The sequence below is a fragment of the Chelativorans sp. genome, assembly GCF_031180965.1.
Lineage (GTDB): Bacteria > Pseudomonadota > Alphaproteobacteria > Rhizobiales > Rhizobiaceae > Chelativorans.
Genome location: NZ_JAPSLH010000004.1, coordinates 161849 through 175241, shown reverse-complemented (window position 1 = coordinate 175241; position 13393 = coordinate 161849). Strand labels below are relative to the sequence as shown.

The following is a 13393-nucleotide window of genomic DNA, read 5'->3' as shown; positions in this document are numbered from 1 at the left end:
ATAGCCTAGCGCTGGCAGGCGGGGCAATAGAAGGTGGAACGGCCGCCCTGCACGATGCGGCGGACCGTCCCGGAACAGCCGTCCTTTCGGCAGCGCTCCCCCTCGCGGTCGTAGACATTGAACCGGTGCTGGAAATAGCCGAGCGAGCCGTCCGCCTGCACGTAATCCCTGAGCGACGAGCCGCCCGCGGCGATCGCGTCCGCGATGACGTTGCGCACCGCTTCGGCCAGCCGGGAGCTCCGCTCGGTCGGCTTTCCGCCTTGGGCGGCGAGGGTCCCCGCAAGGCGCCGCGGCGAAAGCCCGGCGCGCCAAAGCGCCTCGCAGACATAGATGTTGCCGAGCCCGGCCACGACGCGCTGGTCCATCAGCGCGGCTTTCAGTGGCGTGCGCTTGCCGGCAAGAAGCTTTGCAAGCAGCGCGCCGTCGAGCTCGTTGCCGGTCGGCTCCACCCCAAGTCCCGCAAGGAGCGGGTGGGTGTTGAGATCCGCCGCGTCGGTTATGAGCATGAAACCGAAACGGCGCGGGTCATTGTAGATTACGCGCGCCCTTGCGCCGTCTGCCTTTTCCAGGTGGAAGACCACGTGATCGTGCTTGTCATCCTTCAAACGGGAATAGTGGAACTCGCCAACCACCTGCTCCGCCTCGCCTTCCTCCACGCGGAAGGAGCCGGACATTCCGAGATGGCAGATCAGCACCGCGCCGTCTTCCATATGGATGAGCAGGTACTTGGCCCGGCGGCCGAGACCCGTTACGGCGCGCCCGGCCACGCGGCTGGAGAATCCGGCAGGAAAAGGAAAGCGCAGATCCTTCCGGCGCTGCTCCACGCGCAGGATGCGCGAGCCCTCCATCACCGGCGCAAGCCCGCGCCGGACCGTTTCCACCTCGGGCAGCTCAGGCATTTCCGCCTATCGCGCCCAGGAATGAGCGGCCGTGTGGACCGGACGCAAGGCCGAGATGCTCGGCCAGGGTCTCGCCGATATCGGCGAAGCTTTCCCGCACGCCGACCGAACCCTTGGGAAATCCCGGCCCGGTCCCCAGGATGGGGACACGCTCGCGCGTGTGGTCGGTGCCCTTCCAGGTGGGATCGCAGCCGTGATCGGCAGTGATGACCAGAAGATCGCCCTCTCGCAGCTTGGCGAAGAGTTCGGGCAGGCGGGCATCGAAGACTTCGAGGGCCGCGGCATACCCGGCCACATCGCGCCGGTGGCCAAAAAGCGTGTCGAAGTCGACGAAATTTGCGAAGACGAGATCCCCGTGCCGAGCATCGTCGATGGCTTCCAGCGTGGCGTCGAAGAGCGCCATGTTGCCGGGGGCCTTGCGCACCTCGGTGACGCCCTGATGGGCAAAGATATCGCCGATCTTGCCCATCCCGATCACCCGCCCGCCGGCAGCTTTGACCCGGTCGAGCAGGGTCGGCTCGGGGGGCGGCACGGCATAGTCGCGGCGATTGGGTGTGCGCTCGAAATCGGCCGCGCTTTCGCCGAGGAACGGGCGCGCGATGACCCGGCCGATCTTGTATTCGTCCACCAGACGCCGCGCGATTTCGCAGACGCGGTAAAGCCGTTCCAGCCCGAAATGCTTCTCATGCGCGGCGATCTGGAACACCGAATCGGCCGAGGTGTAGCAGATGGGCTTTCGCGTGCGGATATGCTCTTCGCCCAGCTTGGCGATGATCTCCGTTCCCGAGGCGTGGCAATTGCCGATGACACCCGGGAGATCTGCCTCGGCCACAAGCCTCTCCGTCAATTCACTGGGAAAGGTCGGGACCGTTTCGGGGAAGTAGCCCCACTCGAACGGCACGGGCACGCCGGCGATCTCCCAATGGCCGGAGGGCGTATCCTTGCCGCTGGAGCGCTCCTCAGCCGCCCCGTAGAAGCCGATCGGCCGGAAGGCAGGGTCGATCCCGCTGCCTGCCGCGAGCGCCGCGGCGGCGCCGAGGCCGAGCGCCCGCATATGCGGCAGGCGAAGCGGCCCCATTCGGACACCGCTGCGGTCGGCCTTCCCGGCCGCGCAGGCCGCCTCAATATGCCCAAGCGTGTCCGCGCCTTCATCTCCGAAGCGCGCCGCGTCCGGCGCATGGCCGATGCCGAAGGAATCGAGAACGAAAAGAAAGGCGCGCGCCATCAGCGGGGTATCCTTTGCGCTCAGAGATAGGCGGGCCGAGAACGCTTGGCAATCGCCAGGCAAACTAGCAGTCGGAGCAGGGAATAGTGGGAGTCTGCCGCGGACGCAGATAATAGCGCTCGCCCATGCTGATCTGGTCGAAGGCGGCGGTCAGCCCCAGCGCATCCTTCGCCCCGGCGGCCCAGACGATGAGCGGCAGATAGTGCAGCCGCGCTTCCGCGCGAATGAGGAAGATGCCAGGTACGAGCAGGCTCTCCGGTACCTCGGTGCGCCTGCCAGGCTGCTCCGCGTCGCGGATTTGCCCATCGGCGAAGACCTGCGACCAGACAACCCGCCCTTCCAACGGAGCCGCGAAGGTGACCTGGATGGCCGTGACGGTGATGGCAAGACCGCTGCGCCGATAAGGCTGGAGGGCCGCTTCGCTCAGTTCCATGATGCCCCTGAGCTCGCCGACGGTCATCGCCGGCTGCTGGGCTACGAGGTCGGCCACCTGGCTTGCCACGCGGCTCACCTTGCTGTTGGTCTCCAGGGCCTGGGAGAACTCCATGGTGAGGAAATAGAGCCCGAGCATCAGCGGCACGACCAGCGCGAACTCCAAGGCGGCAACGCCCCGCCTTTCCGCAGCGAAGGCGCGGAGCTGTTGCGCGATGCGCAATCCCAGCCGCAGCATTTTTGTGTTCACCGCGGCCATGGGCGCTACTCGTTTTGCGAAACTGGCGGGGTGAACGGCTCGTTCTGCCAGGTCTGCGTGGCGAAAAGCAGCGTATTGCCGTCCGGCAGGTTGGACATGCTTTCGCGCATGATGTCCGTGATCACCGGCCAGAAATAAAAGACGCGCAGCACGTTCTTTTCCTCGGCTTCACCGGGATCGAACCTGAACTGTTCCGGCACCACCGGGCCGTCGAACACGGCGGCGGCCTCGGCAAACGTCCGAAAACTCTGCAGATCGACGCGCAGTCCTGGGCAATTACTGGGGAAGAGCAGGCCCATGCGCTCGCAGAGGCGGTCCCGCACACTCTCCGCGGTAAGGTCGCCCGCGCGCAGCTGGCCGGTGCGGAACTGCCGGGCGACATCTTCGGTTGCGCTGGTCATCAGTTGCTGCGCCACCAGGGATAGGCTGGTTTCCAGGATAGCGAACAGCACCAGGAAGAAGGGGAGGGCGAGAATGGCGAACTCGATGGCGGTTGCTCCGCTACGCTCCCTGCAGAAGCGGCGTGCGAGCCCCTCCGGCTCGCCGCGCGGCATTTCTGACTCAGCTTGAAGTCCCATGCCCCGACCCCTCATCCGCACGGAGTAAGACTGGCCTGGTTGCCTTCCTCTTTGCGGGGTCGATAGAATTAAGCGGTTGCCCTGTACAATTCGTTTACGTCCGGTGCGGAGTTGCGGAGGATCACTGGCCGCTCATCTCCGCTTCCGAGGCGCGTTCCGCTTCGCTCTTGTAGGAGCTCTCGCAGAACGGGGTGCAGGACAGGGTCTGCACCGCCGCCCGGCGATAGACGCGCACGGAATCCACCGTCTGGCGCGAGACCACCACCTGCTCATCCATGACTGGCTGTCCATCCAGGTCGAGCACCACGACATTCGTGACGCCAAAACCTTTCCCCGTAAGCACGATGGTTGTGGAATCCTGGACGGTCGCGTCGGCAATTTGCGAATTGCCGATCACAACCGTATCCGCCGGCCGGGCGAGCTTGATGATCTTGGCTTGGTTCATCACCAGGCGGATGCTTTCGGCATAAGTGGGGGCCGAAAAGGCGGCGAAGGCCAGCAAAGCCGCCACGGCAATGACTTTGTCACGAGAACGCATTGCGTTGCCACCCCCGCTGAACCCTGAACGAAATATCAAACGGAGTGGTTAAACAGTGATTAAGACGCGACAGGTGTGTTCTGTTCGCAGGAAGACCGGCGTCCGATCAAATCTGTTCTTATCGGCTCGTTAACCGACACAATCGAAGCAGGCACTAAACGGTTCAGTAACAGTATTTCTTAAGGTCGTTGCAACAGCAGCCGGATAGGTTCCCGCCCATCCGATCGACGCCAGAGAGAATGTCGACGGAGTGCTGTTAATCCGGAGTGAAGGAGTTCTCCAATGTCCAAGCTTTTCGCACGTTTCCTAAAGGATGAGTCCGGCGCCACCGCCATCGAGTATGGCCTGATCGCCGCGCTGGTGGCGGTAGCCATTATCGCTGGCGCGGGCCTAATGGGCGCCCGGCTGGGCACCCTTTTCACCAATATCGCGAACAGGCTTAACGTGACGGTGCCCACGAGCTAATTCGATCGCGACACGTCAACAAGGCCGCTTGCGGTACAGCAGGCGGCCTTTTTATTGGAGAAGGCCACTTGCAATGCGCGAGCTTTTCGTCGGCGCTTCACCGACGGTTAAGCCGGAACGGCTAGTCTGGTCGAGGTTCCCCGCGGATTGTGGCCATGCTTGAAGCAGCAGTTCTCGTTACCTTCCCCTTCTGCATGGTCTTCGCGGCGGTGTCCGACATGGTCTCCATGACCATTGCCAACCGCGTGTCCGTCCTGCTGGTCGCGGCCTTCGCCGCCCTTGCGCCGCTCACGGGCATGCCCTGGCCGGAGATCGGCATGCATCTTGCCGCCGGCGCGGCGGTGCTCGCCGTCACCTTCACCCTCTTTGCCATCGGCGGCATGGGGGGAGGGGATGCCAAGCTGATGGCCGCCACATCCGTCTGGTTCGGATTCAGTCTTGGCCTTCTGAGCTATCTGGTGATTGCCGCTCTCCTCGGCGGAATACTCACCCTGGCACTTTTGATATTCCGCAGCTCCAGCCTCTCGATGTTGGTGGGCAACAATCTCTTTCTGCGCCATTTCGCCAATGAGAAGACCGGCGTTCCCTACGGCATTGCGCTCGGCCTCGGCGGGCTGATCTCCTATGGCCAGACGCCGCTCATGCAGTGGGCGATGGCGCGCCTCGCTGCTCTGTAAGAGAAAAAAGCCGAAGCGGAGTCTCCGCCTCGGCCTGGGTCCTTCCTCAGCACTCGCCCGGCCGGATGATCCGGTAGTCGGCCGCATCGGCCTCGCAGGCATTTCCGAAGGTGCGCATGCGATTTCCCCGCACGCCGCAGACGGGCGCATATTCGCGCGTGCAGAACTGCGGTTCATTGGCCGGGGGACGGCCGCCGCCCCATTGCGGCCGGCATTCGCCCGGATGGATGGGCCGGAAACCTTCCGCTTCCGCCATGCAGGGGTTGGGGAAGCTCCGCTCGCGCCCGCCGCGCACGGCGCAGACCGGCCGGTATTCGCGCGTGCAGACTTGCGGCGGAAGGCTGGGTCCCGCCGCTCGGCATTCGCCGGGATGGATGGGGCGATATCCCTCCGCATCGGCAATGCAGGCATTGGGGAAGGTGCGGCGGCGGTCGCCGCGCGCGGCGCAGACGGGCTGATACTGTTGCGTGCAGATCTGCGGCCGATCAGGCGGCAGAGGACGCGGAAAGCGCGGCTCCTCCTCGACGACAACGGTACAGCTCCACAGGAGCAGGCCGGCAAAGGCCAGCGCGGCAGCCCTGGCAAGATGGCTCAGAATTCGCACGAAACCCTCCTCCTCAAAATTCGAATGGATCGGCCGAGCTTAACCCCCATCTTGGCCGCCGCGTTCCCTACCCGATTTCCTGCACCAGGTCTCGATCGGGAAAGCAGGTCGGATTCCTTCCTGCCTTCTCCTGCCACAGGCCAATGGAGCGCCGCGTCTTGAAGCCGGCGAGCCCGTCCGCACCGCCGACATCATAGCCCTGGCGTTCGAGCGCGCGCTGCATGGCGGCAATATCCGAGCGCCGCATGCCGTCGATCCGGCCCCATTGGCCGGCAAAGCCGGTATTCCCATGCATGATGCGGTCGGCCGCATGGCCGACGAAGAGGGCGTAGAGGTCGCTCTCGTTGTAGTCCTTGAGCCGGTAGAAATTCGGCGTCACGAGGAAGGCCGGCCCATGCCGTCCCGCGGGCATCATGAGAAAGCCCTCGCCGCGCATCTCATGTGCCGGGAACGGCTTTCCGTTCACGCGCGCCACGCCCATGGCGGCCCAGTCGGCGATGCGCCGGCCCTGGTCGGGTCCTTCCAATGCGCAGGATATTTCGCGCGGGACAACCACTTCAAACCCCCAGTCGCGCCCGCGCACCCAACCATGGCTGGCAAGGTAGTTGGCGATCGAGGCGAGCGTGTCGGGCACCGAGTTCCAGATATCGGCCGTGCCGTCGCCGTCTCCGTCCACCGCGTATTTGAGATAGGAGGACGGCATGAACTGCGGCTGCCCCATCGCGCCCGCCCAGGAGGAGCGCATGGAAGCCGGCCCGATGCGGCGCGTCTCGACCATTTCCAGCGCGGCAAGCACCTCCTGCCGGAACATATCCTTGCGCGTGGCCAGGAACGCCTTCGTGCCGAGCACCTCGAAGGCGTTGTGCGGGATCTTGGCGCTGCCGAAACCCGACTCGCGGCCCCAGATGGCGAGGAGGATGCCGGCCGGCACCCCGAACTGCCTCTCGATCGCCGCGAGGGTCGATGCGTATGTCTTGGCTCGGCTGCGTCCGCCGGAAACGACGCCATCGATATGGGCGAAATAGGCAGCCGGGGCCCGAAACTCGGCCTGGTGCTGCTCTCTCGCGCGCGGCGCGCTCTCGCCGGGCAGCACGAGGTCCGGCAGTTTCAGGTTGGGCTCCACGCCGGCGAAGGCGGCCTTGAACGTCGCCTCGGAAATCCCACGCGCCCGAGCTTCGGGCCACAGATCGTTCTGAAGCCACTGCTGGAACAGCGCGGTTGCGTTCTGTGCCATCGCCGGCAGCGGCGCGAGAAGGAGGAGGAGCAGGATCGCCGCGCAAAGCGCCCAGTCGCGCCCATTCCTGTCCTTCCGGCGAAGAGCATAGACGATCAAAAGAGTGCTCCTCCCTTGCCTTAAAACACAGTACGCGATTTCAACGCCGCGGCGAGCGTGCCCTCGTCCAGATAGTCGAGCTCGCCGCCCACCGGCACGCCATGCGCGAGCCTCGTCACCTTCACGTTGAGACCGCCCAGCTGGTCGGTGATGTAGTGAGCTGTCGCCTGCCCCTCGACTGTGGCATTCACGGCAAGGATGATCTCGGAGATGCCGCCTCCGGCCACGCGGCTCACCAGGCCCTTGATGTTGAGGTCATCAGGCCCGACGCCGTCGAGCGGCGAGAGCGTGCCGCCGAGCACATGATAGCGCGCGTTCATGGCCGCCGCACGTTCCAGCGCCCAGAGGTCGGCGACGTCTTCAACCACGATCAGCATGGCGGCATCCCGGCGGGGATCTGTGCAGATCGTGCAGGGATCGACCGTGTCCACATTGCCGCAGACGGAGCAGGCCCGCACTTTCTCCAGCGCCTCCGTCATGGCGGCGCTGAGCGGCGCGAAGAGCTGCTCCTTTTTCTTGATGAGATGCAGCGCGGCACGTCGAGCCGAGCGGGGACCCAGCCCCGGCACCTTGGCCAGGAACTGTATCAGGCGTTCGATCTCGGGACCTGCGATGCGTTTGGACATGGGTGTCGGCGAATGGCGAGTGGAAGGCGGGAATCAGGAGAGCAGGTCTATTCTTGTTATGCTGCTACGCCATTCACCGAGCTATGCCTATTGGCTCAAGGTCAAAACGGCAATTTCATCCCCGGCGGCAGGGGCAGGCCGGCGGTCATTTCCTGCGTTTTCTTCTGCATGGCCACCTCGACCTTCACCTTGGCGTCGTTGTGGGCAGCCGGAATGAGGTCCTCGAGGATTTCCACCTCCTCTTCCTTGAAGAGCGAGGGATCGATCTGAAGCTTTTTCATCTCGAACTTTCCCGACAGCGTCACCTTGACGGCGCCGCCGCCCGACTGGCCTTCCACCTCCATCTGGGCGATCTCCTCCTGCATGGCCTGGAACTTGGCCTGCATCTCCTTCGCCTTGCCCATGAGGTTCATCAGGTCGCGCATGTTCGTCTCCAATCAGAATTCATCGTCATCGGCCGGATCCGGCTCCGGCGGAGGCAGGGTTTCAGCAGCTTCCTCCGCCGCCGCCTCCGGAATGCGCACATCGAGGATGCGCGCGCCGGGGAACTGCTGCAGGATCGCGGCGACGGTAGGGTCTGCGCGCGCGTCGGCGAGCGCCGTCTCGCGCCGGCCGCTCTCCTCCTCGGCAAGCGTCCTGCCGCCGGGCTCGTTGGAAAGCGACACGATCCAGCGGCGCCCGGTCCATTTCTGCAGGCGGCTCGTAAGGTCGCCGAGGAGCGTTTTCGGCGCATCCTCCGTGAGGTTGACGGAGAGCCGTCCCGGCTCAATTGCGACCTGCCGCACGCAGCGCTTGAGCAGAACCTTGAAGGCCATGTCACGATTGGCATCGGCCAGCTCGGCGATATCGGCCAGCGACTTCACGGGAACGCTGGCTTCCTCCGCTTGCGCGGGAGGGGCGGGCGGAGGAGGGGCCAAAGGCTCAGCGGGCGACGTCTGTATGAGCCGCATGGTCTGCCCGCCGCCGCCCGTCGGCATGCGCTGGGCGGAGACCGCCTGTGCGCCGGCGCTGCCGACCGGCAGTGGGTTGGCGGCCGCCGGACCCGGACTTGTGGAAGGATAACTGCCCGGCGAAGCGTTGTTCCCCGTAGGCAATTCTTCCAGCGCCTTCAGCGCCTCGTCGAGACTGGGCAGGTTGGCCGCATGGGCGATGCGGATCAGAACCATCTCGCCCGCCGCAATCGGACGGCTGGAACCCTGCACCTCCTGAATGCCCTTCAGGAGCATCTGCCAAGTGCGGGAAAGCACGCGCACGGAGAGGTTTCTCGAAAACTCCAGCCCTCGCGTGCGCTCCTCCTGTGAAAGCGAGGCGTCGTTCGCAGCTTCCGGCACGAAGCGGAGGCGCGTGACGAGATGGTTGAATTCGGCGAGGTCCGTCAAAACCGCCGCAGGGTCTGCCCCCGCGTCATATTGCGCTCGGAATTCGGCCAGCGCCGCCGCCACGTCTCCGCTCATCAGGCGTTCGAACAGGTCAATCACCCGCGCCCGGTCAGCGAGCCCCAGCATGTCGCGCACTGTCTCCGCCGTCACCCGGCCGGAGGAATGCGCGATCGCCTGGTCGAAAATGGACTGCGCATCGCGCATGGAACCTTCCGCCGCCCGGGCGATCATCGCCAGCGCCTCATCCTCCGCTTCCACTCCTTCCAGCGCGCCGATGCGTGCGAGGTCGGCCTTGATCAGGCCGGCATCGATGCGTCTGAGATCGAAACGCTGGCAGCGCGAGAGGATGGTGATGGGAACCTTGCGGATCTCGGTGGTGGCGAAGATGAATTTGACGTGCGGCGGAGGCTCTTCAAGTGTCTTCAACAGGCCATTGAAGGCCTGGTTGGAGAGCATGTGCACTTCGTCGATGATATAGACCTTGTAGCGGGCCGACACCGGTGCGTAGCGCACCTGCTCGATGATCTCGCGGATATCGTCGATGCCGGTATGGGATGCGGCATCCATCTCCATCACGTCGACATGGCGGCCTTCCAGGATCGCCTCGCAATGCTCGCCGGGCAGGGCAAGATCGATCGAAGGCCGGTCGACCGTCGGAGTCTTGTAATTGAGCGCGCGGGCGAGAATGCGGGCCGTCGTCGTCTTGCCGACGCCGCGCACGCCCGTCAGCATCCAGGCTTGGGCGATCCGGCCGGTGGCAAACGCGTTGGTGAGCGTGCGCACCATAGGCTCCTGGCCGATGAGACCGGAAAAATCGCGCGGACGGTATTTGCGCGCCAGCACCCGGTAGGCGCCGGCTTTCCCTCCCGCCGTCTGCGCGACATCATTCATCCGGCGTCCACGCTCCCTGTCGATGGTCTGGTGGCGAGTCGTCGCCCTCAAGGGCGAGTTTCCCCTTGGATGCACGGCCGCGTCAATGGGCAGCGGAACAGGTGGGGAGAGGCGGGAGGCTGGCACGATGACCCGTGCCGGAGCTCGTTAGGGCTGCTTCCTTCCGGACCTGACCCGGTTGGCGAGTGGCGCGTCCACCACCAACCTCCCGCGCTCCATATCGTCAATCCGGGCGGTAAATGCAAGGCCGGATGCAGGAAGGGCTTGCAGGCAGTCTTGCCGCACTCTAGCGTCTCCGGCGGCAAGCTATGGGGATAGGCATGCTGCCGGGCAGCAAGGGAGGGTTCGTGCTCGATCCGCGGCTGGAAGGGGAAAGCCTTCCAATCGTGTGGCTCGGACTTTGCGAACTGCGCCTGCGCGACGAGCGGCGCTGGCCGTGGCTGGTGCTTATCCCGCAGCGCCCGCAGGTCGAGGAAGTGCATGATCTGACGCCCCGCGACCAGGCGATGCTCTCCTTCGAGACCAATCTTGTCTCCAAGGCGCTGAAGGACCTCACCGGCTGCACCAAGATCAACTGCGGAGCGCTTGGCAACATCGTGCGGCAGCTCCATGTGCATGTGATCGCCCGCAACGAGGGCGACCCCGCCTGGCCCGGTCCCGTCTGGGGTTTCGGGGCGCGCGAGCCCTACCGGCGGGAGGAACTGCACCAGCTGGCGGAGAAGATCAGAAGCCACCTGTAAGGCCGCTGCCGGCGCGGTCGCGCTGCGCCTCGATCGCTTTCTTGAAAGGCCCGGGCTGGGTCTGGCGCTCTCCCCAGGGCGCGTATATCGGCCGGTGCTATGCCGCCCGGGCCTCCTCCCGCACCTGGTAGTCTTTCACCGCGGTGAAAGTGATCGCCTTCCAGCGATCGGCCTCGTATTTCAGGCCGAATTCATGCGGTGCCAGGAAGACCGGGTCTTCGTCGAGGTCCCGCGCGATGTCGCCGCGATGGGCCGTGATGAAGCGTTCGAGCTCCGCCTTGTCCTCGGCGGAAATCCAGCGGCAGATCGAAAAGCGCGCCATTTCAAAGTCGACAGGCAGGGCATATTCGTTCTTGAGCCGCTCGCGCAGGACGTCGAGCTGCAGCGCGCCGACGACACCGACGATGGCGGGCGAGCCGTCCTCCGGCATGAAGAGCTGCACCACGCCCTCTTCCGCCATCTGCTGCAGCGCCTCCTTCAGCTTCTTGGCCTTCATGGCGTCGGAAAGCCGCACGCGGCGCAGGATTTCGGGCGCAAAGTTCGGCACGCCACGGAAAAGGATGTCCTCGCCCTCGGTCAGCGTGTCGCCGATCCTGAGCGTGCCGTGGTTGGGGATTCCGACAACATCGCCGGCGAAGGCCTCGTCGGCGGTGATGCGGTTCTTGGCAAAGAAGAACTGCGGCGCGGAAAGGCTGATGGGCTTTCCCGTGCGCACCAGCTTGGCCTTCATGCCGCGCTCCAGCCTGCCTGAGCATACGCGCACGAAGGCGATGCGGTCGCGGTGGTTGGGGTCCATGTTAGCTTGGATCTTGAAGACGAAGGAGGTCATCTTCGCCTCCGTCGCCTCTACCTTTCGAGTATCCGCCTCCTGCGCGCGCGGAGCGGGGCCGATGGCGCCGAGCGCTTCGATCAGGTCGCGCACACCGTAGTTCCGGAGCGCCGAGCCGAAATAGACTGGCGTCAGGTGCCCTTCGCGGAACGCCGTCTCGTCGAACGGCTTGCAGGCCTCCTTGGCCAGCAGCATCTCCTCGACGAAAGCCTCGCGTTCGTGCTCCGGCAGCATGCCGGATACGGCGTCAACCTCCGGCCCGTTCACCTTCCTCGGCTCCACATCCTCGTCCGAGTGGCGGATCGTATTCTCCGCAAGGTTGTAGGTGCCCGAAAAACTCTTGCCCCGGCCGATCGGCCAGGTGATCGGCGCGGTGTCCAGCGCCAGTTTCTGCTCGATCTCGTCGAGAATCTCGAATGGATCGCGGCTTTCGCGGTCTAGCTTGTTGACGAAGGTGATGATGGGGATGTCGCGCAGCCGGCACACCTCGAAAAGCTTCAGCGTGCGCGGCTCGATGCCCTTGGCGGCGTCGATCACCATCACGGCCGAGTCGACCGCCGTTAGCGTCCTATAGGTGTCGTCGGCGAAGTCCTCATGGCCGGGCGTGTCGAGCAGGTTGAAGACACGGCCGTCATATTCGAAGGTCATCACCGAGGTGACGACGGAGATGCCGCGCTCGCGCTCGATCGCCATCCAGTCCGACCGCGTCTGGATACGGTTCTTCTTCGCCTTCACCTCGCCGGCGAGCTGGATCGCGCCGCCGAACAGCAGAAGCTTCTCGGTCAGCGTGGTCTTGCCCGCGTCCGGGTGCGAAATGATCGCGAAGGTGCGGCGGCGCGCCACCGCGTCGGCCAAACTTTCTGGCATATCCGGAAATCCTTTTGACGGCCGGCTCTTACCAGCCACGGCCGCACCTGTCGAATGGAAATCTCCCCGTATGTAGTGCCTGCCGGCGGGGATTGCAGGCCCGGATTGCCGTTGACCGATTAATTAGTAGATGCTAATGATTAGTAATGACTAATGAGTATGCGCAGATCACGGCGCTGGCTGACCCGACCCGAAGGGCGGTCTTTGAACTCGTGGCGGAGCGGCCGCGCTCCGTGGCGGAGATCACGCGGGCCCTGCCGGTCACCCAGTCGGCTGTCTCGCAGCATCTGAAGGTATTGCGGCAGGCGCAGCTCGTCCGAGCGGAGCCGAGGGGCGCCAGCAACATCTATCACATCGATCCCGATGGGCTGGCGCGCCTTCGCGCGGAGCTAGACCGGTTTTGGAGCAAGACGCTCGCCGCCTACAAGATGGCCGTCGAGCAACCACCAGAGGAGCCGAAATGAGCACGCATGCAGCAGACACCTCCGTGAGACGTTCCGTCGTGGTCGAGGCGCCCATCGAGCGCGCGTTCAAGGTCTTCACCGAGGACTTCGGCAGTTTCAAACCTGCCGAGCACAACTTGCTTGCCGTCCCGATCGCCGAGACGGTGTTCGAGCCGCGGGTCGGCGGCCATATTTACGACCGTGGGGTTGATGGCAGCGAGTGCCGCTGGGCGCGTGTGCTGGCCTACGAGCCGCCCCACCGCGTGCTGCTCAGTTGGGACATCAGCCCGCAGTGGCGGATCGAGACCGATTTGGACAAGACCAGCGAGTGGGAAGTCCGGTTCACCGCCGAAACGGCGAACCGCACCCGGGTGGAGATCGAGCACCGGAAGCTGGAACGGCACGGCGAAGGCTGGGATGGCGTGCGCGACGGCGTAGCGGCGGATCAGGGCTGGCCGCTCTATCTGCAGCGCTATGCCGACCTGCTGGCGCGCCAGACCTGAAGGCGCTGGTCGATCGGCTCGGGACGAAAAACCTTCGCCAGCCGACCAGGTGAGTACCAACGGGTCGCCGGGCGCGGGACAAGGCTCTCGGCTCGTGAAAAGCGT

At 64.8% G+C, this 13393-nt stretch carries 16 protein-coding genes and 1 other RNA gene; 5 read left to right on the top strand and 12 right to left on the bottom strand.

The window, feature by feature from the left end; translation table 11 throughout:
* Positions 1 to 5 precede the first annotated feature (5 nt).
* The 5 genes from mutM to RIN79_RS04815 form a co-directional block, all read right to left on the bottom strand.
* On the bottom strand, positions 6 to 899 hold the full coding sequence (gene mutM / locus RIN79_RS04835; protein ID WP_309083477.1) for a bifunctional DNA-formamidopyrimidine glycosylase/DNA-(apurinic or apyrimidinic site) lyase: 894 nt from the start codon (positions 897 to 899) through the stop codon (positions 6 to 8).
* Positions 892 to 2124, bottom strand: a complete 1233-nt coding sequence (locus tag RIN79_RS04830; RefSeq protein ID WP_309083476.1) for a phosphopentomutase — start codon at positions 2122 to 2124, stop codon at positions 892 to 894. The genes mutM and RIN79_RS04830 overlap by 8 nt, the downstream gene beginning before the upstream one ends.
* Before the next feature lie 64 nt (positions 2125 to 2188).
* A complete protein-coding gene (locus RIN79_RS04825) occupies positions 2189 to 2815 on the bottom strand; it encodes a pilus assembly protein (RefSeq protein WP_309083475.1) in 627 nt (208 codons plus the stop codon).
* 5 nt (positions 2816 to 2820) lie between these two features.
* A complete protein-coding gene (locus tag RIN79_RS04820; RefSeq protein ID WP_309083474.1) occupies positions 2821 to 3393 on the bottom strand; it encodes a pilus assembly protein in 573 nt (190 codons plus the stop codon).
* A gap of 121 nt (positions 3394 to 3514) precedes the next feature.
* The gene (locus tag RIN79_RS04815; RefSeq protein ID WP_309083473.1) at positions 3515 to 3931 is read right to left on the bottom strand and encodes a pilus assembly protein N-terminal domain-containing protein; all 417 of its coding nucleotides are present in this window, start codon (positions 3929 to 3931) and stop codon (positions 3515 to 3517) included.
* Positions 3932 to 4213: 282 nt separating this feature from the next.
* Between RIN79_RS04815 and RIN79_RS04810 the strand changes: the two genes are divergently transcribed.
* On the top strand, positions 4214 to 4396 hold the full coding sequence (locus RIN79_RS04810) for a Flp family type IVb pilin (protein WP_309083472.1): 183 nt from the start codon (positions 4214 to 4216) through the stop codon (positions 4394 to 4396).
* A gap of 155 nt (positions 4397 to 4551) precedes the next feature.
* The gene (locus RIN79_RS04805; RefSeq protein ID WP_309083471.1) at positions 4552 to 5073 is read left to right on the top strand and encodes a prepilin peptidase; all 522 of its coding nucleotides are present in this window, start codon (positions 4552 to 4554) and stop codon (positions 5071 to 5073) included.
* Between the two features lie 46 nt (positions 5074 to 5119).
* On the opposite strand, the gene RIN79_RS04800 is transcribed toward RIN79_RS04805, so the two are convergent.
* From RIN79_RS04800 to ffs, 6 genes are all read right to left on the bottom strand, one after another.
* Positions 5120 to 5677: a Kazal-type serine protease inhibitor domain-containing protein gene (locus RIN79_RS04800; protein WP_309083470.1), complete on the bottom strand. Its 558-nt coding sequence runs from the start codon at positions 5675 to 5677 to the stop codon at positions 5120 to 5122.
* Positions 5678 to 5744: 67 nt separating this feature from the next.
* A complete protein-coding gene (locus tag RIN79_RS04795) occupies positions 5745 to 6911 on the bottom strand; it encodes a lytic murein transglycosylase (protein ID WP_309083544.1) in 1167 nt (388 codons plus the stop codon).
* A gap of 119 nt (positions 6912 to 7030) precedes the next feature.
* The gene (recR, locus tag RIN79_RS04790) at positions 7031 to 7636 is read right to left on the bottom strand and encodes a recombination mediator RecR (RefSeq protein WP_309083469.1); all 606 of its coding nucleotides are present in this window, start codon (positions 7634 to 7636) and stop codon (positions 7031 to 7033) included.
* Between the two features lie 101 nt (positions 7637 to 7737).
* Positions 7738 to 8061, bottom strand: a complete 324-nt coding sequence (locus RIN79_RS04785) for a YbaB/EbfC family nucleoid-associated protein (protein ID WP_309083468.1) — start codon at positions 8059 to 8061, stop codon at positions 7738 to 7740.
* Positions 8062 to 8073: 12 nt separating this feature from the next.
* A complete protein-coding gene (locus tag RIN79_RS04780) occupies positions 8074 to 9906 on the bottom strand; it encodes a DNA polymerase III subunit gamma/tau (RefSeq protein WP_309083543.1) in 1833 nt (610 codons plus the stop codon).
* A gap of 111 nt (positions 9907 to 10017) precedes the next feature.
* Positions 10018 to 10115, bottom strand: an RNA gene (ffs, locus tag RIN79_RS04775) — signal recognition particle sRNA small type.
* Between the two features lie 111 nt (positions 10116 to 10226).
* On the opposite strand from ffs, the gene RIN79_RS04770 reads away from it, so the two are divergent.
* Positions 10227 to 10646 (top strand): HIT family protein, encoded by a 420-nt coding sequence (locus tag RIN79_RS04770; RefSeq protein ID WP_309083467.1) that lies wholly within the window; start codon positions 10227 to 10229, stop codon positions 10644 to 10646.
* A gap of 97 nt (positions 10647 to 10743) precedes the next feature.
* Here RIN79_RS04770 and RIN79_RS04765 read toward each other — a convergent pair whose 3' ends face one another.
* On the bottom strand, positions 10744 to 12342 hold the full coding sequence (locus RIN79_RS04765; RefSeq protein WP_309083466.1) for a peptide chain release factor 3: 1599 nt from the start codon (positions 12340 to 12342) through the stop codon (positions 10744 to 10746).
* A 146-nt stretch (positions 12343 to 12488) separates the two neighbouring features.
* Between RIN79_RS04765 and RIN79_RS04760 the strand changes: the two genes are divergently transcribed.
* Together RIN79_RS04760 and RIN79_RS04755 are read left to right on the top strand one after the other, a co-directional pair.
* On the top strand, positions 12489 to 12806 hold the full coding sequence (locus RIN79_RS04760) for a metalloregulator ArsR/SmtB family transcription factor (RefSeq protein ID WP_309083465.1): 318 nt from the start codon (positions 12489 to 12491) through the stop codon (positions 12804 to 12806).
* On the top strand, positions 12803 to 13288 hold the full coding sequence (locus RIN79_RS04755; protein WP_309083464.1) for an SRPBCC family protein: 486 nt from the start codon (positions 12803 to 12805) through the stop codon (positions 13286 to 13288). Before RIN79_RS04760 ends, RIN79_RS04755 begins: the two co-directional genes overlap by 4 nt.
* The last annotated feature ends 105 nt before the right edge of the window (positions 13289 to 13393 follow it).

Coding starts and splice junctions, on each gene's coding strand:
- mutM (WP_309083477.1), bottom strand. CDS start 899: ATGCCTGAGCTGCCCGAGGTGGAAACGGTCCGGCGCGGGCTTGCGCCG.
- RIN79_RS04830 (WP_309083476.1), bottom strand. CDS start 2,124: ATGGCGCGCGCCTTTCTTTTCGTTCTCGATTCCTTCGGCATCGGCCAT.
- RIN79_RS04825 (WP_309083475.1), bottom strand. CDS start 2,815: ATGGCCGCGGTGAACACAAAAATGCTGCGGCTGGGATTGCGCATCGCG.
- RIN79_RS04820 (WP_309083474.1), bottom strand. CDS start 3,393: ATGGGACTTCAAGCTGAGTCAGAAATGCCGCGCGGCGAGCCGGAGGGG.
- RIN79_RS04815 (WP_309083473.1), bottom strand. CDS start 3,931: ATGCGTTCTCGTGACAAAGTCATTGCCGTGGCGGCTTTGCTGGCCTTC.
- RIN79_RS04810 (WP_309083472.1), top strand. CDS start 4,214: ATGTCCAAGCTTTTCGCACGTTTCCTAAAGGATGAGTCCGGCGCCACC.
- RIN79_RS04805 (WP_309083471.1), top strand. CDS start 4,552: ATGCTTGAAGCAGCAGTTCTCGTTACCTTCCCCTTCTGCATGGTCTTC.
- RIN79_RS04795 (WP_309083544.1), bottom strand. CDS start 6,911: ATGGCACAGAACGCAACCGCGCTGTTCCAGCAGTGGCTTCAGAACGAT.
- recR (WP_309083469.1), bottom strand. CDS start 7,636: ATGTCCAAACGCATCGCAGGTCCCGAGATCGAACGCCTGATACAGTTC.
- RIN79_RS04785 (WP_309083468.1), bottom strand. CDS start 8,061: ATGCGCGACCTGATGAACCTCATGGGCAAGGCGAAGGAGATGCAGGCC.
- RIN79_RS04780 (WP_309083543.1), bottom strand. CDS start 9,906: ATGAATGATGTCGCGCAGACGGCGGGAGGGAAAGCCGGCGCCTACCGG.
- RIN79_RS04770 (WP_309083467.1), top strand. CDS start 10,227: ATGCTGCCGGGCAGCAAGGGAGGGTTCGTGCTCGATCCGCGGCTGGAA.
- RIN79_RS04765 (WP_309083466.1), bottom strand. CDS start 12,342: ATGCCAGAAAGTTTGGCCGACGCGGTGGCGCGCCGCCGCACCTTCGCG.
- RIN79_RS04760 (WP_309083465.1), top strand. CDS start 12,489: ATGACTAATGAGTATGCGCAGATCACGGCGCTGGCTGACCCGACCCGA.
- RIN79_RS04755 (WP_309083464.1), top strand. CDS start 12,803: ATGAGCACGCATGCAGCAGACACCTCCGTGAGACGTTCCGTCGTGGTC.